Annotated in this window: 18 protein-coding genes; 3 read left to right on the forward strand and 15 right to left on the reverse strand. The window is 41.1% G+C overall.

The window, feature by feature from the left end:
• Positions 1 to 303 precede the first annotated feature (303 nt).
• From hetR to V7K30_RS12940, 8 genes are all read right to left on the reverse strand, one after another.
• Positions 304 to 1203: a heterocyst differentiation master regulator HetR gene (hetR, locus tag V7K30_RS12905; RefSeq protein ID WP_334999653.1), complete on the reverse strand. Its 900-nt coding sequence runs from the start codon at positions 1201 to 1203 to the stop codon at positions 304 to 306.
• A gap of 2288 nt (positions 1204 to 3491) precedes the next feature.
• Entirely contained in the window at positions 3492 to 3632 is a 141-nt protein-coding gene (locus V7K30_RS12910) for a hypothetical protein (protein ID WP_334999655.1), read from the reverse strand.
• Complete coding sequence (locus V7K30_RS12915; RefSeq protein WP_334999657.1) at positions 3633 to 6128, reverse strand: EamA family transporter; 2496 nt, start codon at positions 6126 to 6128, stop codon at positions 3633 to 3635.
• A 637-nt stretch (positions 6129 to 6765) separates the two neighbouring features.
• Entirely contained in the window at positions 6766 to 8076 is a 1311-nt protein-coding gene (locus V7K30_RS12920; RefSeq protein ID WP_334999659.1) for an inorganic phosphate transporter, read from the reverse strand.
• Positions 8077 to 8429: 353 nt separating this feature from the next.
• Complete coding sequence (locus tag V7K30_RS12925) at positions 8430 to 9476, reverse strand: zinc-dependent dehydrogenase (RefSeq protein ID WP_334999661.1); 1047 nt, start codon at positions 9474 to 9476, stop codon at positions 8430 to 8432.
• A gap of 57 nt (positions 9477 to 9533) precedes the next feature.
• Positions 9534 to 10364: a PIN domain-containing protein gene (locus V7K30_RS12930; protein ID WP_334999663.1), complete on the reverse strand. Its 831-nt coding sequence runs from the start codon at positions 10362 to 10364 to the stop codon at positions 9534 to 9536.
• A gap of 19 nt (positions 10365 to 10383) precedes the next feature.
• Positions 10384 to 10830 (reverse strand): helix-turn-helix domain-containing protein, encoded by a 447-nt coding sequence (locus tag V7K30_RS12935; RefSeq protein ID WP_334999665.1) that lies wholly within the window; start codon positions 10828 to 10830, stop codon positions 10384 to 10386.
• 340 nt (positions 10831 to 11170) lie between these two features.
• On the reverse strand, positions 11171 to 11353 hold the full coding sequence (locus tag V7K30_RS12940; protein WP_334999667.1) for a hypothetical protein: 183 nt from the start codon (positions 11351 to 11353) through the stop codon (positions 11171 to 11173).
• Here V7K30_RS12940 and V7K30_RS12945 point away from each other — a divergent pair.
• A complete protein-coding gene (locus V7K30_RS12945) occupies positions 11339 to 11845 on the forward strand; it encodes a GNAT family N-acetyltransferase (RefSeq protein WP_334999669.1) in 507 nt (168 codons plus the stop codon). The genes V7K30_RS12940 and V7K30_RS12945 overlap by 15 nt on opposite strands.
• 404 nt (positions 11846 to 12249) lie before the next feature.
• On the opposite strand, the gene V7K30_RS12950 is transcribed toward V7K30_RS12945, so the two are convergent.
• The 7 genes from V7K30_RS12950 to V7K30_RS12980 all read right to left on the reverse strand — a co-directional run bounded on the left by V7K30_RS12950 (position 12250) and on the right by V7K30_RS12980 (position 20347).
• Complete coding sequence (locus V7K30_RS12950; RefSeq protein ID WP_334999671.1) at positions 12250 to 12822, reverse strand: TerD family protein; 573 nt, start codon at positions 12820 to 12822, stop codon at positions 12250 to 12252.
• Positions 12823 to 12892: 70 nt separating this feature from the next.
• Entirely contained in the window at positions 12893 to 13495 is a 603-nt protein-coding gene (locus V7K30_RS12955) for a TerD family protein (RefSeq protein WP_334999673.1), read from the reverse strand.
• A gap of 604 nt (positions 13496 to 14099) precedes the next feature.
• Positions 14100 to 15563, reverse strand: coding sequence for a D-alanyl-D-alanine carboxypeptidase/D-alanyl-D-alanine endopeptidase (gene dacB / locus V7K30_RS12960; RefSeq protein WP_334999675.1), 1464 nt, complete (start codon positions 15561 to 15563; stop codon positions 14100 to 14102).
• 84 nt (positions 15564 to 15647) lie between these two features.
• Positions 15648 to 16130 carry a tellurite resistance TerB family protein gene (locus tag V7K30_RS12965; protein ID WP_334999677.1) on the reverse strand — a complete coding sequence of 161 codons (483 nt, stop codon included), beginning with the start codon at positions 16128 to 16130 and terminating at the stop codon, positions 15648 to 15650.
• Positions 16131 to 16308: 178 nt separating this feature from the next.
• Positions 16309 to 18198: a biosynthetic-type acetolactate synthase large subunit gene (ilvB, locus tag V7K30_RS12970; protein WP_334999679.1), complete on the reverse strand. Its 1890-nt coding sequence runs from the start codon at positions 18196 to 18198 to the stop codon at positions 16309 to 16311.
• A gap of 132 nt (positions 18199 to 18330) precedes the next feature.
• Complete coding sequence (locus tag V7K30_RS12975) at positions 18331 to 19593, reverse strand: MFS transporter (protein ID WP_334999764.1); 1263 nt, start codon at positions 19591 to 19593, stop codon at positions 18331 to 18333.
• Between the two features lie 181 nt (positions 19594 to 19774).
• A complete protein-coding gene (locus tag V7K30_RS12980; RefSeq protein WP_334999681.1) occupies positions 19775 to 20347 on the reverse strand; it encodes a hypothetical protein in 573 nt (190 codons plus the stop codon).
• A gap of 335 nt (positions 20348 to 20682) precedes the next feature.
• Between V7K30_RS12980 and V7K30_RS12985 the strand changes: the two genes are divergently transcribed.
• Positions 20683 to 21240: a LemA family protein gene (locus tag V7K30_RS12985; RefSeq protein ID WP_334999683.1), complete on the forward strand. Its 558-nt coding sequence runs from the start codon at positions 20683 to 20685 to the stop codon at positions 21238 to 21240.
• A gap of 10 nt (positions 21241 to 21250) precedes the next feature.
• On the forward strand, positions 21251 to 23257 hold the full coding sequence (locus V7K30_RS12990) for a DUF3137 domain-containing protein (protein WP_334999685.1): 2007 nt from the start codon (positions 21251 to 21253) through the stop codon (positions 23255 to 23257).
• Positions 23258 to 23287: the final 30 nt, after the last annotated feature.

Below are 23287 nucleotides of genomic sequence, written 5' to 3' on the forward strand. Positions count from 1 at the left end.
GAACAATTTAGTGCTTAGAAAATAAGGACTAAATTACTCACTACAAACCCTCAAAACTAGCTTGACAAAGTACTACTATGACTAAAGCAACAATATTTATATAAAACCCGTCATAATTGCCCTATGCTTGCAAATTGTGCAAACTAAATACTTACAATACAAAAGTCACAAAACTAATTGTGACTTTTGTACTAATAGTACAGTATTACAATGTAAATAGACCAACCATCCCCCTACTTTGAAGCAAGGGACAAAATCAGTGGAAAGCTTGTAAAGTAAGCTTTTGAATTTTGCGTAGTGCTACTAGTCCTCTCTTTCGCCAAAAGCTGTCTGTAAAATCACCGCAATACCTCCGTCTTGGTGATATTTATCTGCCCAGGCTCGGATAACTTCATCCAATTCTTCCATAGCCTGCTCCATTTTTTCTGGGAGGATATCAAGTTCTTCCAGTAAGCGCATGGCATTTCGTCGCCGTTCTGCCCAATTTTTCATCATGCGGAAATACCGAGCGGTATCTTCCACCATGATGTAAGTGCGTTCTTGATCGTCTGCTGGGGCATAAAAAGGACGGGTAAGAGCGTAGAAGGGCATTCCCCAAGGAGAATCAACGCGTGTTACCGTTCCTGAGTAGAGTAGACGGCGCTTGATATGCTCACCCAAGGCTTCACTCAAAGGCATTTGGTGTTCGGGTGGCAAGTCTTCTTGCGATCGCCTGTGCAAAAACTCAATCAAATCCAGAAACTCAAAAGAGCTAACTAACTGGGCATCAGGTAGATTACTTGGCAGTTTCTGCTCAATTTGTCTTTTTTCTTCGCTTGTCAGACTGCTACCAGGAACGCGCGATCGCCCCGGTTGCCAAGGATATTTTTCTAGCCAGACATAAGGCAATTGAATCAGATAGCGAGGTTCCTGAGAACCCAGCATCTTTAACAGTTTGCCTTCTGTTAGCGCCTGTCTGACTTCTTCTACAATAATTTTTACGCGTTTTGGTTCCAGGTGGTGCAAATGCCCTGTCATCCGCAGGTTTTGTCCCTGCTCCAGATAGGTCATGTAAATTGCACACTTTGCTGCCGTTGCGGCTGCGTCTAAAAATGCCCCATGCCTGTGCCCACTCGTCCGCATGGCACTAAAAGCCAGATAAAGCATGATCTGATCCATCGCACTGGGGTCAAGACGTTTGATCAGATCTATGTCGTTACTCATATTACAGACAATTGAATAGCACGTTTACACAGTTTTTAATCGAGTGAAAATCGGTAGTATACACCTGGCTGAAGGCAATGTCTTTACTTCAAACTATATTAGTATGCGATAACTATCAGATTGGTGGTAGCGCAAACTACCATTTTCGCATATTTTGTGGTACATAAGCAGATTCAGTGGTTGTTACTATAACTGTCTCTACATCTGACCGGAAAATTACAGACATTACCAAATCCAGCTTGACGGCGTTACTTCCCAAAAGTCAACTGTGTTGCAAGTAATCTACAAAGCCTTTAAGTTCTCTGAGCTTTTTCTCATCTTTTAAGAGCAACAACCTCAAGCTGCTTACACCTAATTATGGCACTATGCCGACTCGGAGTAAAAACTAGTTTGCGCGGTTCATCAGGGATATCTGTTACTCGAAAAAGATGGTTTTTTTCAGCTTTGGTGAATTCTTTGTAGTACACAGGTGACTAGAAATAATTAGGAGTAGTCTAAAAATAAATCGCCTACCAGGTGTAGCCATATTTAGAGGTTGAGCCACACGGCTCATTGTGAATTATCATCCCCTTCACAACCTCCAGTGATGTCTCGGCAGTATCAGCCGTTGGCTTGAGGGAAGATAGTAGACATCAAGTAGAGCAAATAATTCCAATTTCAAAACACCTGTTCTTTTTCAAATATCGTTCCCTATCATATCATTGTTTTTTAGATTGTGAATAAAATTATCTGTTTTTAGTTGTAAAAATAATGCGTATTTAAATAATTTATATCTTTGTTAAATCAAGGTTTGATGATATTTTCTGCTGACTCCTAAATCCAAGTCTAATTTACCTTTTTGCGTTGATGATTAGACACAAAACCCCGCGATTAATTCAGACTTAATCGCATAGCTATAAGGCTTTGTTGATCATGCTAATAACCTCAAGATGAGTTACTAGCCATACATATAATAAAACATATTGGATTCCATCTGATAATTATTTAGAGGTTTTTTCTCAATGAATTTATATTTCCTTCATGAAATAATTTTAAAATTTTATGATTTAACTAATTCATTGGCTACTTTAAAGTAGGTTTTTACCTCGCTGTTTTATCTCTTTGAGAGACTTGAATTGCGTAGATATAGCAATCCGATTTGATTTCTGAAATTATTTGCGTAGGCTGGGAGTAGGGAGTAGGGAGTAGGGAGTGGGGAGTAGGGAAGAAGCCTCTTTGAGTTGTACTGAGTTTTTTCAAAAATCAAATATGAGTCCTATAGTTTGTTGCTATAAAAGGAGGCGAATCCGCAGCAGACTACGATATAAGCTTCTTTCTCTAGGCGTCTGGGCGATCGCAGACCAAAATTGACTAGTACAGAACAACAGAAATAAAGATACCATCTCACCAAACACAAGAAGTCAGTGGACGTGACTAATTAAAGGTTTGTAGTAAGCGGCTCCAGCCCGATTTTAAAGGCTGAAGGCCTTACTATAAGACAATTTCATTAATTTTACATTGGGTAACATAGTTTAATTTATTCTTGCCCACTTACTTAATGTCCCACGCTTGAAAAACGGGTTACTCTAAAGATTTCTGCTACTTCTTTATCTCCTAGTTCCAAAACGTGCTGCAATGGTCTTAACTTCTTGCCAATTTCTTCTGTGAGCAATGACTCGTGCTCAATTGCTGGAGTCAGTACTACTCATACTGCTTATATATACGTGTTTTCCCTACCTGTATCAGGCTAAATCCATAAAAATATATTACAAGTCAAGTTATTCTGATTACTTCTTGTATACAAGTGTTATCCGCACCTGTATCAAGCTAAATCCATAAAATATAGAATATTAATCGCTTATAACTCAATACGCTTGGGTTAAAGCCAAAACCAAAACCTGCGTAGGTTGGGGAGCCACTGCGCCCTTGCGGTTTCCCGACTTGTACCCCTACGGGGAAGCAAGCTACGCGCAGCGTCTCCCTTAGGAGAAGCAAGTGGCGTTTGAGGAACGAAACCCAACATTTTTCGTGGTTTGTTGGGTTTCACTTCCCTACGGGACGCTGTTCGCGAACGTTCCCTTAACCCAAGCGTATTGGCTTATAACGGTTCTCGTACCCTGCCTTAAGCCGCTACGCATCTATGAATGAGGTACAAAGTAGGGGCACACAGCTAGCTGTGCGCCCCTGCTTCACGCAATTGAAAACTGCTATACAGTAGAGACGTTGTAATGCAACGTCTCTATACGCATCAAATATCCACTAAATCTGATTGACGCTGACTGCTCAGATTTTTTTATAGATATAGAAATTTAATATCTAAATATATAGAATACCTGCGATCGCATTAGTTTAGAGAAGTTACAAGTAGGCGTATTAGCGTCAGGATTCACGCTGAGAGTGATGGGAGGTAAAGTGGCTCCCACCACACCTAAACTGATTGAACTCGCCATTTAATTCGTGGGACTAGAGGGTTTAACCTGATTTCGCATTGTTTCAAAGCTGAAAGCCGCTGCGCCAAAGGTTACTAACAACACACCCAGAATTTGCACAATATCCAAATTTTCTTGAATGATTAACCCAGCAAAAATCACGGTTAAAACTGGGATGCTACCACCGATGATCGCTGATCGTGAGGCACCTAGTTTACTGATACCAACATTGTTCAGCAAATAGCCCGCAAGAGTCAGCACACCCAAAATAAATGCACTTAAAACCAGTTCCAGCATTTTAGAGGGGTCAACTACCAAGTTCCAACTGCTTGGTAAAGGTAGCATCAAGCAGATAAAGCTCAACAGTAACATGGTAGCGAAGTTAATTAAAGTAAGAGTCACAGGATGCAGTTTGCTAGCACAATGCCGCGTCAGAATTATGTAGGCAGCAAAAGCCACGCCCGAAAGAATGGCAGTGCTGCTTCCCATTGAAGTATTACCCATACCTGTGCTGGGAGAACCTCCCAAAACCAACAATTCACCGCAGCAAATCGCGGCGATCGCACTGATGCGGAATATGGTAGGGCGATCGCGAAACAGAAACCACGACAATAAACCACTAACCATTGGATAGACAAAGAACAGTGCGATCGCCATTCCAGTTGTGACTTGAGCGATCGCAATGTAGATTAGCACCTGAGACAAAAACAAAAAGCCCCCACTTACAATCGACAACAGCAAAATCTGCTTGGTAGCTGCATTAGTAGGTGTGGGATTTCCTCGGACTGAAGCGGCCAAGTTTTCTAAGTCTTGCCACAGTCTTGGATGCAATATAGGAGACAACAGTAGCATCAGTGGTACTACTACCATAAACCGGAGCGTCAAAATTAACAGAGTATTGCCCAAAGTCGGCGGCAGCAACCGCTCTACCTCTAATACTCCAAAAATCTGGGAACCTTCATGGAAAATTACCTTGATGGCTACGTTATAAAGTGACGATACCACTGCCGATAAGACAATCAACAAGAAACCGATTTGGAGCTGCGATAAGCCGGAGGAATTAGGCGATCGTGATTGTGGGGGTTTTGCTTCCGGCTGCGGCTCTAGCGCAGTGGTCGGTGAAGATTTAGCTTTGCTCTGTGACACGTTCCTGCGGAGAACAGAAATTGGTTCAGCAGCGTTTCTCTTTTGTGAAGATTGTATTACTCTCGGATGTAGCACGGATGCAGTCGGAGGCTCTGATGTAGTTTGATTTTCCGCTAAGTCCTCATTGAGGACAGAAATTGGTTCGGTGGCATTGTCCTTTGGTGGCGGAACTACAGCAGTAGGAGGCTCTGATTTCGTTTCCCTTTGGGACAAGTCTTTGCTGGGGACAGAAATTGGGTTCGTGGCGTTTTCTTTAACAACGGTCGGTTCTGATTTCGTTTCCCTTTGGGACAAGTCTTTGCTGGGGACAGAAATTGGGTTCGTGGCGTTTTCTCTACCAATGCTCGGCTCTGATTTCGTTTCCCTTTGGGACAAGTCTTTGCTGGGGACAGAAATTGGGTTCGCGGCGTTTTCTTTAACAACGGTCGGTTCTGATTTCGTTTCCCTTTGGAACAAGTCCTTGCTGGGGACAGAAATTGGGTTCGCGGCGTTTTCTCTACCAATGGTCGGCTCTGATTTCGTTTCCCTTTGGGACAAGTCTTTGCTGGGGACAGAAATTGGGTTCGCGGCGTTTTCTCTAACAACGGTCGGTTCTGATTTAGTTTCCCCTTGTGAAAATTTATTCGGGATCGGGGAAATTTGCTCAGAAGAATTTCTTACTACTTCGGCAAATGGTGGCGGGGATGTCTCAAAAGAACTGTTTTTCTCTGGCTCCGTAAACTGCAAAACAGTAGGTGTACCTGCTGTTGCTGGTTTGCGTGAAGTTTCTTCTATAGTTTTTTCTAGTTCTCCATGCAGGCGATTAACAAACTCCGCCAAAATCGTTTCCCCTTGCTGCTGCTGGCTGTACATCCGTGACAACTGTTGGGAAAGATTACTTTGATAGTTCTTCAGCTCCTGTTGCAGCGAGTTAAAGGTAACAGTAACGGTGTCATCCAGGCTGTCAAACATGTGTTCGACTTTTTCATTGATTTCACCTACTACATTGCTGCTTACTTCAGCGGACTTCAGCGCAGCTTGTTCGTAAGATTTGCCCTCTATGGTTTGGTTAGCTAAAGTTGCCAGAGAGGATTGCAGTTGTGAAGATATATGCTTTGCCAGAACTTCTGCCAGTTGACGAATTAACACTTGCTGCTCAGTGATTTGGCGCACTTGTTGTAAATGCTCTTTTTCCTCTACCAAGCTTTGAATGTCATCAGATAACCGATTTTTTTCTGACTGAAGCCGCTTTACGTCTTCCTGCAACCCTCTGAGGACATTCTGCTGAAGATTTTCTAAGTCTTCAACTACAGCCCAAAGAGCATTTTCTGCTGCTCTGGATAGCTCACCTCTGACTCTTGGGTTTTCTGGTTGCTTCTCGAATCGCCCCATTAGCTTCTAACCTCTAACACGTTGACGATAAAGCTGCTTCCGGTACACTTTATTGGCGCTCATCTTATTTCCTGTATTTTGTCAGATAAATTAAAAATTTTAACAGTACTTCCGCATTTCAACGTAATTCTGTCATACTGGACACAGGTTGGCAAAGCATCAAATTTGCCCCACTGCCTACTACACGGTCTTCTCTTCAGCATTGACAAGTATTTGGTCAGTTTAATTTCCATCAATAATATTCGCCAATGAGATTTTTACTTTTAAAGAAATCTCACTCCAAATAAATATTTATTGTTTTGCTGCCAATAGTAATTGGCAAATACTTGCAGATGCGTGCGCGTAGGCGCAAACCGACTTGTCGCCAGACACCGCCACCAAATTGTCTGACTTGCGAAACTAGCTGTAAATTCGTGTGGAATGTAACTTGTGTGACAGTTTACATCTCCATTTGGAGATTAAAGTATCCTTCTGTGGAAATTCAAAGTTACGCTATCCCCTGCACAACATTCTAATGAATGAGCAACAATTCTGCAAAAATACGCTTTTTTGGCGTTGTTGCAGTCTGTTGTTGCAGTCTAGGTTCTACTTTGAGTAGATGCAGTTGAGGAAAAAGTTAGGAAAATATTAATAATTCTTAGAGGAACAAAATCCGGGCGATGCTAAACATGGCAGCGCTAAGGCCAGCACTCATGGGGATTGTAATTAGCCATGCGGCGGCAATGCCTTTTAGTGTTTGGAACTTAATCGACTTGATATTTTGCACTAGTCCAATACCAACTACACCACCGACAAGAGCGTGGGAGGTGGAGACTGGTAAACCTAGCCGCGAGGCGATGAGGATGGTGGTAGCAGTCGCAAGTTCGGCACAAAATCCACTACTAGGTTGCAAGGCAATAATATTTTCGCCAATAGTGGCGATGACTTTTTTACCCCAGACAGCTAAACCACCAACAATACCAGCACCGCCAAGGATTAAAATCCAAAGGGGAATAGTGATACCATCTGTAGGGACGGTACCAGTGCGATTGATGTAGACGATCGCAGCTAAAGGAGCGATCGCATTTCCCAGATCATTAGAACCATGAGCAAAAGCTACAAAGCAAGCACTCAATAATTGGAATCGTCCGAATAAGCGCTCAACGGGATTAGGGAGTAGGGACTGGGGACTGGGGACTGGGGACTGGAGAGTGAGAAGTAGTTCTCCCGTCACTGCTTTATCTACCGTCTCTGCCAATTGTCGCCAACTAATGATTGTGAGTCCAACTGCTGCTACTGCACCGGTTAACAGTGGAATGTCGTAAGCAGGGATTGTAAAACCAACTTGCTTAATTACAAAATTGGTTAGCGGTTCAGTCAGCGATGGTAATACAATCACGCCAAATACACTTAGCAGTACAGTACTCAACCAGGGAATCCACTCTTGTAACTGCACTACTTGATTGGGTTGATCCAAAATCCAGTGCTTGATTTGACTGTAGAATAAAGCAGCGATCGCACCACTAATTAACGGTGTCAAAATCCAGCCAATAGTAATTAATTTAATTGATGACCAATCAATAGCATTTACTCCCAAAGCTACCCAACTAAATCCGGCGATCGCGCCAACAACGGCATGAGAAGATGAGACTGGTAAACCGCGTGATGTGGCAATTTGCAACCACACACCACAAGAAATTAGTACCGTTACCATCCCAACAACGAATATTTGGGGTGTAGCAGCGAATAAGCTGGGATTGGCAATTTTCGTTGCTAGAGTTTCCGTTACCTCATGCCCAAACAATACAGCACCCGTAAACTCTAATACCCCAGCAATTATTAGCGCTTGTTTGAGGGTGACAGCTTTGGAACCTACAGAGGTTCCCATTGCGTTCGCAACATCGTTTGCTCCGAGATTCCAGGCGACGTAGAAAGCTAGTAGGGCGACTGCAACTAGGGTAATAAGCATTTTTTTGAGGCTGATGGGGATAAGAGAAGCAGGACTTACGCAGTGAAAACCTAAAACCTCGATCCCCCCTTAAAAAGGCTACCGTGTACACACAAGTTGGATTACCCCCCTTAATCCCCCCTTGGAAAGGGGGAAAAAAGAAATCTAGTTCCCTCCTCTTTCCAAGGGGAGGGTTAGGGTGGGGTAAAATCCTGGTTAATCAGCTATTTCAGACTTGTGTGTACACCGTTAAAAAGGGGGGGGAACCAAAGAGCCAACTTTTTAAGGGGGTTGGGGGATCTCTTGTGCGTAAGTACTAGGGAAGAAGACGGACGCAAAGAATAATTTCCATGCGTCCCTATGCCTCCGTTATTTTACGGATAAATTAGGATTTTGTAAGTATCCGGTGTGGGTGCGATCGCAACTTCCACAGCTGCTGATAATTCTTTTAATGGATAGCGATCGCTAATCAATGCTAGTACATCAATCTGCTGATTAAATACAATATCAGCTGATAGACTCTGAAGCCGATAAGATGAACTATAACTACCGATCAAATCAATTTCTCGGCGGTAGAGGATATTCGGGTTGATGGGAATTTCCACCTCATCAGGGAATTCGGCGAAAAACAAGATTTTCCCACCTTTGCGGGTACAATCAAGTGCTTCAAAGAAGGCTTTCTCACTAGGAACAGCCAGCAGGGTAACATCAACACCCATTCCACCAGTTAGAGCATGGATTTTTGCTGGTAAATCGGCGTCACGAGCATCAAAAGCCGCCTCTGCACCGACACTCAAGGCTTTTTCAATTCTAGAGGGCAGTAAATCGGTAGCGATCGCTTTTGCTCCGAAATACTTTACCAACATAATGAACATTAACCCAATCGGCCCAGCACCAGTAACTAATACAGTTTGTCCTGGAGCAATTTGGGCTTTTTTCACAGCTTTCAAGCAGCAGTTAGTTGGTTCTACAAAACTCGCTTCTTCAAAACTGATGCGATCGGGGATGGGAATTAGCCCGCCGTTTTCCACAATATGTCCGGGAACTTTGACATAATCGGCAAAACCGCCACCACTAGCGTTAAAGCCTGCGGTTGTGGAGATGTTTTTGTAGACATCGCACATGGAGAAATTATCATTTAGGCAGTAGGCGCAACGCATACAGGGGATGTGGTGCATCACCGCTACCCGTTGCCCAACTTGCCAACCTTTAACATCATTGCCTAATGCTGCGATCGTGCCGGCAGTTTCATGTCCAAAAATGCGCGGCGGTTCATATAGTGGATAACGAATTTTTTTAATATCTGACTGACATAACCCCACAACCCGCACCTGTACCAGCACTTCATCTGGTTCCAGAGTTGGAACTGGGATATCTTCGTAAGACAGTTGATTAACGCCTCTAAATACCTGTGCTTTCACGTTGGTTTTTCCCGCTCAACGATACTAGATGTAACATTAGCAGTCAACGTTAGGCTATCAGTTTTGGGATTTCTGTGTTTTAGCTTGTTCTAATTGTTGCTCTAAACTTTGTTCAAAGATTTGGAATGCCTTGATATCCTCTGATGAGAGCTTTCCTTGAATTGTGCCATTCTGAAGCCGCAGAATCTCCCCTCGGTTGTCCTTAGCAGTAATTGTTAAAACTCCGCGATTCTGCCAGAGTCGATAGCGCTCTCCTTCAAAGTATCTACCACCATCTGGTGCTGCCTTGCCTAGCTTATCCAAGGCTTTTTTAGCAGTTTGGAAAACACTCTGGCTGTATTCATGCGATAAAACCTTACTGGCGAATATTGGTACTTCTTTGTTGAGCCGATCAAGTAGCTCGACAAAAGTCAGCGGTGGCTTTTTTAAATCTGGATACCATCGCTGTATTACTTGAAGTATGGAGTCTGGGTCAAGATCGTAAAGGTGAGTAAGAAAGGTATCCGGGTGTTGCGCTTCTATTTCCCAATGAGCCAGATCCTTGGCTTGAAAATGCTTGAGATTTGATGTGACAATTATATCAGCCTTAGCTGTGACAGCAGCAGCCAGAACATGGCGATCGCCAGGGTGATTTGTCATAATTTCAGCTAATCCATTTGGCACTTCCACCATTGCTTCTGGAAAGGCTGCTGTAATTCTCCCCTCCAACTTCATTGCTATCTCAACGGACATCTTCCCTGTCTTTACAAGGTTCCGAGTTGCACCATCAAGAATTTCCTGCGACCAATAAGGTAAATAACAACCAGCCCTAGCACAACGAAGTAGAATGTCACGCAGGTACATGGGGAACATAACACAAGAGTCTAAGAGAACAAACTGCTCAGGCATTTTGTTGGTTGAATTACTCCTATTCGTAGAATCCTGCTTCTTGGCTCATCTGAGTTAGCTCAGTTAAGAGTTGATCGCGCTTCACATCTCGCTGTTGTTTGTAATTCATTAAATCATCAAAACGAACCCGTCGATGTGAACCCACCTTAATGTGAGGAATTTCACCTTGTTCTAATAACTTGATGAGGTATGGACGTGATACGTTAAGATATTCGGCCGCTTGTTGTGTCGTCAATTCTTGTTGTTGAGGAATTATAGATATAGCCTTACCTGATGCCATTGCGTGGACAACTTGAAGCAGAACTCGATAAATCGGCTCAGGAATGTTAATTTTTTCTCCGTTAGCTCCTACCAGTTTCGCCTGAAAATCTTTAACGCTCAGTATGCGCTCCAGTTCTTTGATAGATTGAGCTTCTAGCTGTGGAGAGATTACAGTATCTAAAGACATATTCTGTCTTAACATCATATTTGTCTCCTACTATGTTATGGCGTTTGTCGTTAGCAATGCAATTTACACTGGCAATCTTATTCATTATATTAATAATCTACACTACATAAACGAAATATCCGAAAAAAATAAATTATCTTGTCTGATGCCAAAGTATCTGCGGAGAATAATGTCGAAACTCCAGCGAGGTGAGAAATGCTTAATCAAACCTATACAAACTTATACAGCTGATATCTCAATACGGTTCGGTTAAGGTTATTTGATGAAAATAATAGATCCCAAAGATGCGATAAATCGCCGTCAGGACGAACGATTATTGTAAAGACGGCGATTTATCGCGTCTTTACAATAATCAAACCTATACATCTGATATCTTAGTTGTCGCCGGAGGAACCGGAGTCACTGCGGCTGCTATCCAAGCGGCGCGACGGGGAGGCAAAACTATTCTACTGAGATAGTGTTCCGGCTTCCGTAACGCTGTATTATTTTTGAATATTTTCTCAAGATTTTCTCCGAGACGGTAGCAATGACTATTCGCCATGCGACTGAAACTGACTTGCCTGCAATTGTGGCAATTTATAATGCTGCAATTCCTAGCCGCATGGCAACTGCTGATTTAGAGCCAGTATCTTTGGAAAGTCGCCTTTCTTGGTTTAAAGAGCGATCGCCTTCACAACGCCCACTTTGGGTAATCGAAGTAGAGGGAGTAATTGCTGGATGGCTTAGTTTCCAATCCTTTTATGGGCGGCCTGCCTATAGTACGACTGCCGAAATTAGTATTTACATAGCCCCTCACTTTCATCGGTGTGGTTTGGGACGACAACTATTAGCACAAGCAATTAGCGAAAGTTCTAGTTTGGGTTTAAAGACCCTAGTATGCTTAATTTTTGCCCACAATCAACCTAGTTTAAAACTTTTTGAAACATTTGGTTTTCAACATTGGGGACATTTACCTAAAATTGCCGAAATTGACAGTGTTGAACGGGACTTAGTGATCATGGGACTGCGAATTATTGACACTCCCACGGCTTGAGAGGCTATTTATAAAGTAAAAATAAAATATTGTAGGGTGTGTTAGCGGAGGATAACGCACCTTGGATTGTTGATGGTGCGTTATCCTCCGCTAACACACCCTATAGATTTAAATTTATTAACATAGCTTGAAATATTTGCGCCGACTTACTTATTGATCCGATATTTGCTTCAGAACCCTAACTTAAAATCCCTTTTGATCTAGCCTGTTTCATCCAACTAGGAAATTCATTTAGCAGTCTTTCATACAGAACTTCTTTAGAAAGATTGAACCTACCACCTTTGTTTAATTCAATTTCCATTTTTAATACATCCTATAAATTAAATTTATGTGATTTATTTTACGCAAAAAAAAGGGAGTAGTACCAATGAATACTCCCTTTTGATTAACTAATGAGATAGCTACTAAGCGGCGTATCGGTCTACAAAATTTTGCAGCCCTGATTTATAACCAGCCCCGACAGCTTGGAATCTCCATTCCCCATCTTTTCGATAAAGCTTACCAAATTCAATTGCAGTTTCTGCGGAAGCTTCTTCCTCTAATTCGTACTTAGCAATTTGTTTTTCTGTGGCGTTGTCATAAATTCTGATAAACGAGTTTCTGACTTGCCCAAAGTTTTGCTTTCTTTGCTCTGCTTCATGTATAGTGACGACAAAAACTATTTCTTGAATTGAAGCATCAACTTTACTCAAATCAATCTGAATTGTTTCATCGTCCCCAACACCTTCTCCAGTTTTGCTATCTCCCTCATGTTTTACAGAACCATCTGGTGATTGTGAGTTGTTATAGAATACAAAGTATTTTTCGTTAGGAATTTTCCCGTTAGCACCTAACATAAATATAGAAGCATCAAGGTCAAAAACTGAACCTGTATCTGTAACGTTGACATCCCATCCTAAACCAATTCCAGCGTTTTTCAAGCTAGGTGCTTCTTTTGAAAGATTGATTCTTTCGCCTTTGCTGAGGTTAATTGACATAATGACTACCTATTTTTCTAAAATGAATTTTATTCAGAGTTTTTATTGAGTTGAGTCACTCAAGAGGTCGTTAAGCATAGACTCTCATAAGTCCCTCTAAGCCATTAACATTAATGCCGTTACCAATAGCTGTCATTTTCCACTCGTTATTGTGATTGTAAATTTCAGCCATGACCATCCCGGTCATTCCTTTGTATTCAGACCCAGATAAATGATACTTGGCAACTTCTTGATTGTTAGATGTATTAACCAGGCGCACAAAGGCATTTTGCACCTGTGCAAATTCTTGTTTACGAGCAATACAGTCGTAAATATTAACCGTAAAAACTAGTTTGACAATCTCTTTTGGGAGCCGAGTTAAATCTACAAGAATCTGCTCGTCATCACCTGCTCCTGCACCCGTGAGATTATCACCTAAATGGGTAATAGCTCCTGATTTGTGGGATAAATTACTAAAGTAAATAACGTTACTTGTATCTGTTATTTTGCCCTTTTGATCTAAACAGATTACAGAAGCATCTAAGTCGCAGTCTTGAGTATTACTGAAAGCCCCAAAAAAACCGCCGCCAGAACGTTTAGCTATATCCCAGCCTAGTCCGCACATCAGCTTTGTTAGCCCAGGAGCTTCTTTAGAAAGTGAGATACTTTGCCCTTTTTGTAGGTTGATTCCCATGTGATTATCTTGAATATATTCAGATTGCTAATGTTTTCAGCTATTTGATTAGGTAGCTGTTTATATCAGCATTTCTTCAGGGTTGGTTCTAGCTTTTGAACTTTGTTTTGTTAATATTCACTACTTTTGGTGCGTTCTGGTTGCTATGAACAATCATGATGCATTAAAGCAAGTAACACCCAATAAAGCTAGCAATTTTTATTGTGTAATCTCGGTTTTGTGTCAGAGCTAACTAATGAGTTTATCTATTTCAAGTTGAGTAATAACACGCCACGTAATTGAAGGCACATCATATTTGTTATGCGCTCTATCGTAGTCACCTTTAAAAAGCACTGTAATCAGTAAAAATACGTAATATTAAGAACTCTGGTATTTATGCCACATATTTTTCATTGGTAGTACTGAGATAATTGTCGTTATAAAGCAGACTGCAACTACGCTAAACTACTAAACATTATTGTCTTTGTGTTCATGCCCAAGTGATAGCTCGGAGTCTAGAGCCTTGTTGTCAATAAGTTACGGCAGAACTATACTGCGATCGCTTCAACTAGTTACCAGAGTAAGCAAATATAGAGACGCAAAATTTTGCATCTCTAAACATTTGTTAACAATGCTGCAACTGTGCTAGCAACACAACAATTTCATCAATAGCTTGGCGCACAACTGTTGTAGGTTGCTCCGATTGATTGACGATAATACTAAAAACCAACGGCTCATATTTAGGTGCATTCATATATCCAGATAGGGAAATCACACCCGTTAAAGTACCTGTTTTTGCTTGGACAATGCCCTCAGCAGATGTGTTTTCAAAGCGGCCCTTTAAGGTTCCACTTTTACCCGCCACGGGTAAAGATGCGCGATACACATATGCTGCTGGTGTTCTTGCTATTCCTCGCAAAGTTTGTACAAAAGCTTCTGGTGTCACTAAGTCACGACGGGATAAACCCGAACCATCCACTAAAACATAATTTGCTGGATCAACTCCCAATTGAGTTAAACTCGCTTTGACAACTTCCAAACCTACATCAGCGCTAGTCTGATTTTTCACTCTGGTTTTTTTCACAGCTAATGCTCTCAGAAGTGCTTCAGCATAAAGATTATTACTATTCTGAAGAGTTTCCATTAATAATTCAGATAAAGGTGGCGACTCTACAAATGCTATTTCCTGTTGATTAACACCACCACTTACTACTAATGTTTGTCCCAAGGGAATTTTTTCTGTTGCCAAAGCAGTACGGAAGCGCCGTAAGAAGTAATAATTAGGGTCAACTACAGGCAAATCAATTAAAGATGGTTCAGAATTTGTTGTCAGTTGTCCTTGAATTCGTAATACTGTTCCTGATAATTCGCGGGTAACGTTGACGTAGGTTGGTTGATTTTGGGCAACAGTTACTGACTGATTAATTGTCCGCCATTGTTTCGCCTCACCAGCATCAATCCACACCACTTGTAAAGATTTACCTACAGCCTGCGGTACAAGTTTTAAGCTAAAAATATTTTGATTTAGAATAAAGCTGCTGACTGGTGCGCCATAGTCTGACTGCACATCTTCCCATTGCCAGCTGGGGTTAACAATATCACCTTGAATATAACTATCATCAGCTATCAATCGCTGAATTTGAGTAATACCTTTCTGTTTTAGCTGCTGTGCCAATTTTTGCAGTTGAGTATCACTTAAGCTGGGATCTCCTCTACCGACAACACGTAAAACACCGTTACCATTCTGATAAATAGAGGTGCGAATCCGAAAATTAGCACCCAACTGCTGCAATGCAGCTGCTGTTGTCAACAACTTGAGGTTAGACGCAGGAGTAAAATATTTCTGAGCATCCCGACTGTAAAGAGTTGGCCCCGTTGATAGGGGTTGCACCAAAATTCCCCAGCGCCCCCGACTAAATAAAGGACGATTGATTACAGCATCGATCGCTGTTCCCAGTTGGGTAGAGCAAATTGATTTTGTGGTAGTTGTTGGTGCAACTGGAGTTTGTGCTTTAGCTACTGGCTGGGTAACACCAATTTGAGTACCCAAAAACAGCAGCATTAAGCCAAGAGAAATTTTTCTGGTCATCACATAGTTCTTAAAACTACTTGATGATAATACCTTTATGTGGCATTTTTTTAACGTCAGTTCGACGGGAGGAAATTAAGACTTTTATTCTTCCTCTTCATCTTCTTCATCTTCATCTTCATCTTCATCTTCCCCGAACACTCCGTCTATAAGTTCTTGTGCTCGCTCGTCTGAAATCTTTAAGGCTTCCTGAAGCTCAGAGATATAATCTTGTTCACTTTCGGGTACTTCTTCGTCAATCCCCACCACTAAGATAGCTGCGATGTATGCAGCTTCACGATAACCTTTATTAGATAAGGATTCGATGGACTGGGCGATTAAATTTTCTGGTTCTTCTTCTTCAATCAAGCTGACAACTTTTTCGGTCAACTCTTCAAAGTCTTCGTCAGAGTAATCTTCAAATAAACCAACCCGGCTGAGAAATTCACTTAAAGCATATTCTTCTGTTGAAGAAATGCCTTCACCGTCAGCAGCTGCGGAAAAGAGTCCAATAACTGCGATCGCAACTTCTGGTTGTAGAGCAACTGAACTGGTACTACGGCCTTTGGGCAACTTGCGTTTAGACATAATTATCCTTTAAAAGTTACGTGAGATTTCAGGAAGTAAAAAGCTTCCTAAAATTTAGGATTCCCAAAAGAATGCAGAAAAACACATTGGTATGAATCTTTTTTTCATAAAAAATACGCAGAGAATACATTTCTCTGCGTATAAAAACGGTTAAACTGCCCGGAATTATCAAAAAGCGTTACAACTTTGTCCCACACTCAGCGCAGAAGTTGTGAGTAGGAGCATTTTTGGCGCTACAGTGGCTACAATAAACTGCTTCTACTGCGGCTTTCGGTGGTTGCTTCTGCAAGCCGACCATTTGAGCGTTGCTCTTGCCAGGGATTACCATTGGATAGCAGTTTTCGTCTCTGGTGACGTGGACATTCACGATTACCGGACCATTATGTGCCAGCATTTCGGCGATCGCATCTTTCAATTCACTGCGATCGCTGATTACCATGCCTTTAATCCCATAGGCTTTTGCCAATAACTCTACGTCTGGCATCCCTACTTCCATGTTGGAGCATGAGTAACGCTCACCATAGAAGGCTTGCTGCCACTGGCGCACCATCCCTTGCCAGCCGTTATTGATAATTAATGTCTTGACATTTATCCCATACTGTGCAAGTGTACCAAGTTCCTGCAAACACATTTGGAAACTGGCATCACCGCTAATACAGATAACTTCTTCATCAGGAAACGCTACTTTAGCGCCCATTGCCGCAGGTAAGCCAAAACCCATTGTTCCTAAACCAGCACTAGAAATCCAGCGCCTTGGGCCATTCTTCAGGAATTGCGCCGCCCACATTTGATGCTGTCCGACATCTGTGGTGTAGAAAGCGTGGGGTGCTTGGCGACTGACTTCTACGATCACTTCTTGGGGGGAAATGCTGTCGGGATGGTGCGGCACTATTAGAGGATACTCTTCGCGCCAACGGTTAACTAGATTTAGCCACTCTTGGTTTTGATTAGGTGTAGCTTTGACGCCTGTTTCTTTGCATCGACGCAACAAGTCTACTAAGACGTTCCGCACATCGCCAACGATGGGCACTTCGGGAACGCGGTTTTTGCCGACTTCTGCCGGATCGATGTCGATGTGAATTACTTTGGCACGGGAAGCGAATTCGTCTAACTTGCCTGTAACGCGATCGTCAAATCTAGCCCCAACGCAAATCAGCAAGTCACAATCACTGACAGCAAAGTTAGCGTAAGCAGTGCCGTGCATCCCCAACATTCCCAAAGCTAGGGGATGATGTTCGTCAAATGCCCCGATCCCCATTAAGGTTGTGGTGACAGGGATATTGAATAATTCAGCTAGTTCTTTTACTTCTTCATGGGCACCAGCTGCGATCGCACCACCACCGACATACAATAGCGGCCGGCGACTTTCAGCAATCAACTGGATCGCGGCATTAATTTGCCGGGGATTTCCCTTCACCGTGGGACGATAACCGCGTAACTTCACTGAACCTGGTTTTACAGGCACATAGTCAAATTCTTCTAAAGCTACATCTTTGGGGACATCAATCAAAACTGGCCCCGGACGCCCAGTGCTAGCGATGTGGAAAGCTTCGGCGACAATTCGCGCCATATCTTTGGGGTCACGCACTACATAGGAGTGCTTCACAATCGGTAGGGTAATCCCGTAAATATCAGTTTCCTGAAAGGCATCTGTACCAATCGACGGACGTGCTACCTGTCCTGTTACCACAACCATCGGGATCGAATCCATGTAAGCTGTGGCGATGCCTGTCACCAAGTTAGTTGCTCCTGGGCCAGAAGTGCCAAAGCATACTCCTACTTTCCCCGTGGCACGGGCGTAACCATCAGCAGCGTGGGCTGCACCTTGCTCGTGTCTCACGAGAATGTGCTTCATAGCGCCAGTTGCTTGCACCTTATACAGGTCGTCGTAAATTGGGAGAATTGCCCCACCAGGATAACCGAAAATATAATCAACGCCGTGGCGATGAAGGCTGTCAAGCAGAGCAAAACCGCCAGATGCACGTTTGGGCACCACTGGCGGGCTAGAAGTACGGGACTGTTTGTGATTCTCGGTTTGGGGGAGACTAATTTGGTCAAGCGATCGCACGGTCAAACCTCAGACTATAGCTAAAGTTAATGCTGAATTCTGTAGTTAAGATTTCATTTTAATTGAAAACTTCAATCAAAATCTTATAAATTTTTATATTAAATATAAAGCTAGACTATTAGCCTACATTAATTAAATTACGTCTTGCAAGACATTGCGGGTATTTTTCCAAGCCCAAACACCAACAACTACGACAACAATACTCATTCCCACAAGCACAATTCGCAAGCCCAGAGCATCAGTTAATGGCCCAGTAATCGCCAGAGGTAACGCCAGAGCGATGTTGACGGCATGATTTTGAAAGCCAAATACTTTACCGTGCATGGTAGGTGGTGTTTGCTGTTGAATTAAAGTTTGCATGGGTACGCCAATTAGGGCAGCACCTACACCCAAAAATGCACAGAGTCCTAGCGCCAGTAATAAGTTGTGCGTAAAAGTGAACACCCCTAAAACTAGTGCCATCATCAAAAATCCAATTAAAGGTAGGGGCTTGTGATGCAATTTCTCACCCCAATGACCTAAAATCGCCGCACCAGATACCATACCTACCCCTGCTGCTGCCAAGAAAAAGCCAAACTGTTTTTCTTTTAGACCAAACTCCTCGGCTAATCGAATCGTCAGCACTGTTAAGGCTGCAAACACACAATATAAAGTTGTCAGTTGCAGCATGGCGTTCAAGATCAAAGGGTTTTTCTTGAGATAGCGTAGGCTCTCGGTGAATTCAGCCCAAGGGTTATTTGATGCCCGATGTTCCCTTGGTCGTTTGGGTTCTTTAAACTTAATTGGCTGGATGATTGCAGCCGATAATATGTATAATCCACCAACCACAAGCTCTTGACCGTATTCTTGTCCCATCAAGCTTTTCGCCAAACTTAAAATCGGCTCTCCGATCGCAAAGCCAACAATTAAAGCTCCCATCATCGTGCTGGTAAACAGCGCATTGGCTGCCAACAAATTTTCTCGCTTCACCAACAAGGGAATCGCTGCTTGTTCTGCTGGTGCAAAAAACTGCGTCACCGTGGAAATAGCAAAAGTCAGGATTAACAGAATCACAAACTGTCGTGGTAACAAGGGAAGACATAGCGTCAATATTCCCCGCACGACATCTGATCCGACCATAATCAGCTTTTTTGGGAAGCGGTCAACAAAGATACCACCAGCAGAACCGAACAAAATTGCTGGTATTGTAAACGACAGCATCAAGGTTGAGTACATCGAGTTTTGTGCCAACCCAGCAAGCGGTGGGTAGTTCTCCAGCAGAGCAATCAGCAAAACGAAGAAGACCTTATCTGCTAACTGGGACAGCACTTGCCCAATCCACAGGAGCATAAAACCACGGTTTTTTAGCAGTGCGCCAAACCCGTTATTAACAGTAGCAGGTTCAGTTGGAAACATCAGATACTTTCTTTGGGTAGATGGGGCATTGGGCATTGGGCATGGGGCATGGGGCATGGGGCATGGGGCATTGGGCATTGGGCAGAGAGGAGAATAAATGCTGACTCCAAACTCCTAACTTCAAACTCCTCACTCCTCACTCATAACTCATAACTCCTGCTTACCAACTCTATTGTCCGGACTAATTTGCTTCATAGCGCTTTAACAGCATAAGCAAAAACTCAGCTGCTGTGAGATGACCTTTGGGTGGAATAATCTCAATGGAGGAATCTACCCAGCAGCCTTGTACAGTTTGGGGCGATCGCCAGATTGACAAATGATCAACTGCTGGCTGTGCATAAAAGTTATTTTGCCCACTACCTAGCAAACAAGAACTCCAATGGGTGAAATAATCATGGCTCATCCGATGAATAGGGAAATTAGCCTGTAGTGGTACTCCCCATCCATCTATAGCAATAAACGCTTTGACACGACCACCCAAGAGTTGCCACAAACACGCTGCCCCTATTGCCCCAACTACGCCAGCACTAAAGCTAATAAATATAATTGGCGATTTTAGAGAGTTGGTCAAGCGATCACGCAAAAACTGCAAGATATGAAATGCTGATAAAACCAAAACATCTTTACCCGGATAAACCAGTATATTTACGTAATTAAGAGCGATCGCGCCATTAGAAATTATATCTATTAATTCGACTTTAAAGCTTTCAGTTAAGTCTGGCTCATGAATTCCAGGGCAAATAATTATACTCATCTCTATATTCAGAAAATTGGGCATTGCAAGTAAATCTTTATGCCTGCATGGTCGGATCTATATCGTACTAGCAGCTTTTAGTATTAATAACTTAAATCTGCTGTGGCGGTCTATTAGCGAAGGACACGTTCGCAGAGCGTCTCGTTGGCGCAGCCTCTCCTAGAGAAGAAAAAACAAGAAAAAAATGAAGTTTTCATAAATAATTTAGGATTGCTATATCACCTTATTTTTACTGAGTAAATTATAGCTGCTTCACATAGTTTACCGAAAGAATACTATTTAAACGATTCATTAATTTAAGTTATAAATATTATTAGATTAACTCTATCAATCAAATGTTTAACTTTGTAATTACTTTGACGGTTTTATTGTTGATTATTTTTATTATTTTATATAATAGTTTAATTCATAAAAAGAACCAAGTTGATAATGCATTTTCTAGCGTTGATGTAATTCTGCAAAAAAGAAGCGATTTGATACCTAGACTTGTTACCTTAGCTCAAATGTATATGCAATTTGAGCAAAAAATATTGATAGAAATTAGCAGGCTCAGAAGTAGAGCAACTTCAAAAAACTTAAGTGATAATAGTCGAGTTGCTATAGAAGACCAAATTTCGACAATATTAAACAAAATTATAGTAGTAGTGGAAGCATATCCCGAATTAAAAACAAACGGTCATTTTATGCAATTACAATATTCATTGAATGAAGTAGAAGAACAACTTTCCGCCGCGAGAAGATTTTATAACTCTGCCGTAACTGAATATAATAATGCAGTAGAAATGTTTCCGACAAATATTATAGCCTCGTGGATGAAATATCAATCAAAGTTGCAGTTCAAAGCTAATCTAGAAGCAAGAAATAATATAAATATTGAAATAAACCATAAGTAAGTTTAAAAATATGTCAAAATTTAATTCTGCACAAAATCAGGAATTATTAAACGGAATAGCTAAACTATTAGAATATAAAAATTATACTTTAGCACTTCGGCGATTAGAAATTTTTTTCCAAAATAATATAGAACCGAATACAAAAGAATATTTGTATGCACGAGTATTGCTTTTAGACGCATACCTCTACAATGGACGCTTTGATCAAGCAATTAACTTATGCCAAGAATTGAGCAACAGTAAACATCAAACGACTCAGATATTAACACAGTACTATCTTGCCGAAATATTTCCAGAAGCTAAACCTACAGAACAAAAATCATCACTAAATTCAACTAAAACTTCACTCACTCCTACACAGGAGGATGAACTTATAAATACTGGGTATGAAGCCCTTACTAAAAAACGCTACCAAAAAGCAATTCCAGCTTTAAAAGTTTTTTGTCAAGCGGCTTCTCCAGCTACAAAAAAATATTTGCAAGCACACAAATGGCTGATAAAAGCATATCAAGAGAATGGGCAAATTAATCAAGCGATCGCTCTTTGTCAGCAACTCCTGATTAATGAACACGAACCAATGAGAAAATGGGCAAGGCAACTTTTATTTACAGACCTATTTATAGATAATATTGATGTGTCTGCGACTCTACCAAACTCCACCGAATCACAAGTTAAGCTACAACCACCAAGCGAAACCTTGCCAGAAAAACCCGAACCACCTATTGAAAAGTTTACCCCAAAGACATTAAAGGAATTCAAAGTATTTTGTCAGCAAAATCTATTGAGCGAATTAAAAGAATTTGAATCTCGTAGAAAACAAGTTTTATTATCTATTTTTGCCGCTCATCTACTTTTTTTATCTCTTGTAATTGCACTAGTTAGGTTCTTTCCAGTTATATCTCCTTTTCTTAAAGTTTCTACTGAAAATAGTGTCCCTTTTCAAATTGGATCGGTAACAATATTTATACCATTTCTATTTATATTTTTGTTTTTCAATTATTTATTGGTTTTTTTATTCCTTTGTTGGATTTGGATAATTTTTTATAGTGCAGCATTTGAAACATTTTCTATCCCATACAAATCAAAAGTACCCGAAAAAATATTCACTTTTATTGATGAAAAACGAAGATTAAGGTATATACATCATTCTTCAGCTATAGATATCAAAAATATTACAGATAGCTTTGACCACAGCCAACTGTTTCAAGGAATTATAAAATCAAATAATATTATACAAGATGATTATATTTATGGCAGAATCAATGGTGTTGATATCCACTTTTCTAATATTCGCGCCGAATCAGAATTAAAACACTTTTGGACAAATCCTTTAGATTTTCCATCAGTTGAAATTTTGCGATCAGAAACCATTTACTCAAGTTTGTATTTGTTGTATTTTCTCACTATTATCCCACCATTTACATTTTATGTATGTTTTTTAGTTTTTAGATTACTAAAAATAATTCCATATATATTTGGCAGTATTTTACAAGGTAAAAACATTGAATATAAAAAATTTGAAGCTGAAGTTTTTAGAAATAAAGTTATCCGTGCAAGTGTAGTCTTTAAAGGATTATTTTTTAAGGCTAAATTTAACAAAATTTTGCGAAGTGTTACGATTATTCAACCAAAAATTATCAATACTAATATTCATGCTCTTAATCATGCTAAAAAACAGGTAATCAAATTAGAAGATCCAGAATTTGCTAAATTTTTTACTGTTTATGGTGATGACCAAATAGAAGCACGTTATGTCTTATCTACTTATTTAATGGATAGAATAGTTAACTTTCGCAAGAAAACTAATAGAAATATTTATATTTCCTTTGTTTATGACATGATATACATAGCCATTGAAGAAGCAGTAGAAAATAATATATTTGACCCTAATCTCTATAAAAGTGCGTTAAGCTTTGCGCCTTTAAGAGAATATTTTGAAACTCTCAACTTGATGTTGGGGATTGTTGAAGACTTAAATCTTGATAGAGGCATTTGGCACAAACCTGCACCGAATTAATTTCATTGAAAATGCAACTTTTCAGCATCT

It is taken from the genome of Nostoc sp., from assembly GCF_036917655.1.
Lineage (GTDB): Bacteria > Cyanobacteriota > Cyanobacteriia > Cyanobacteriales > Nostocaceae > Nostoc.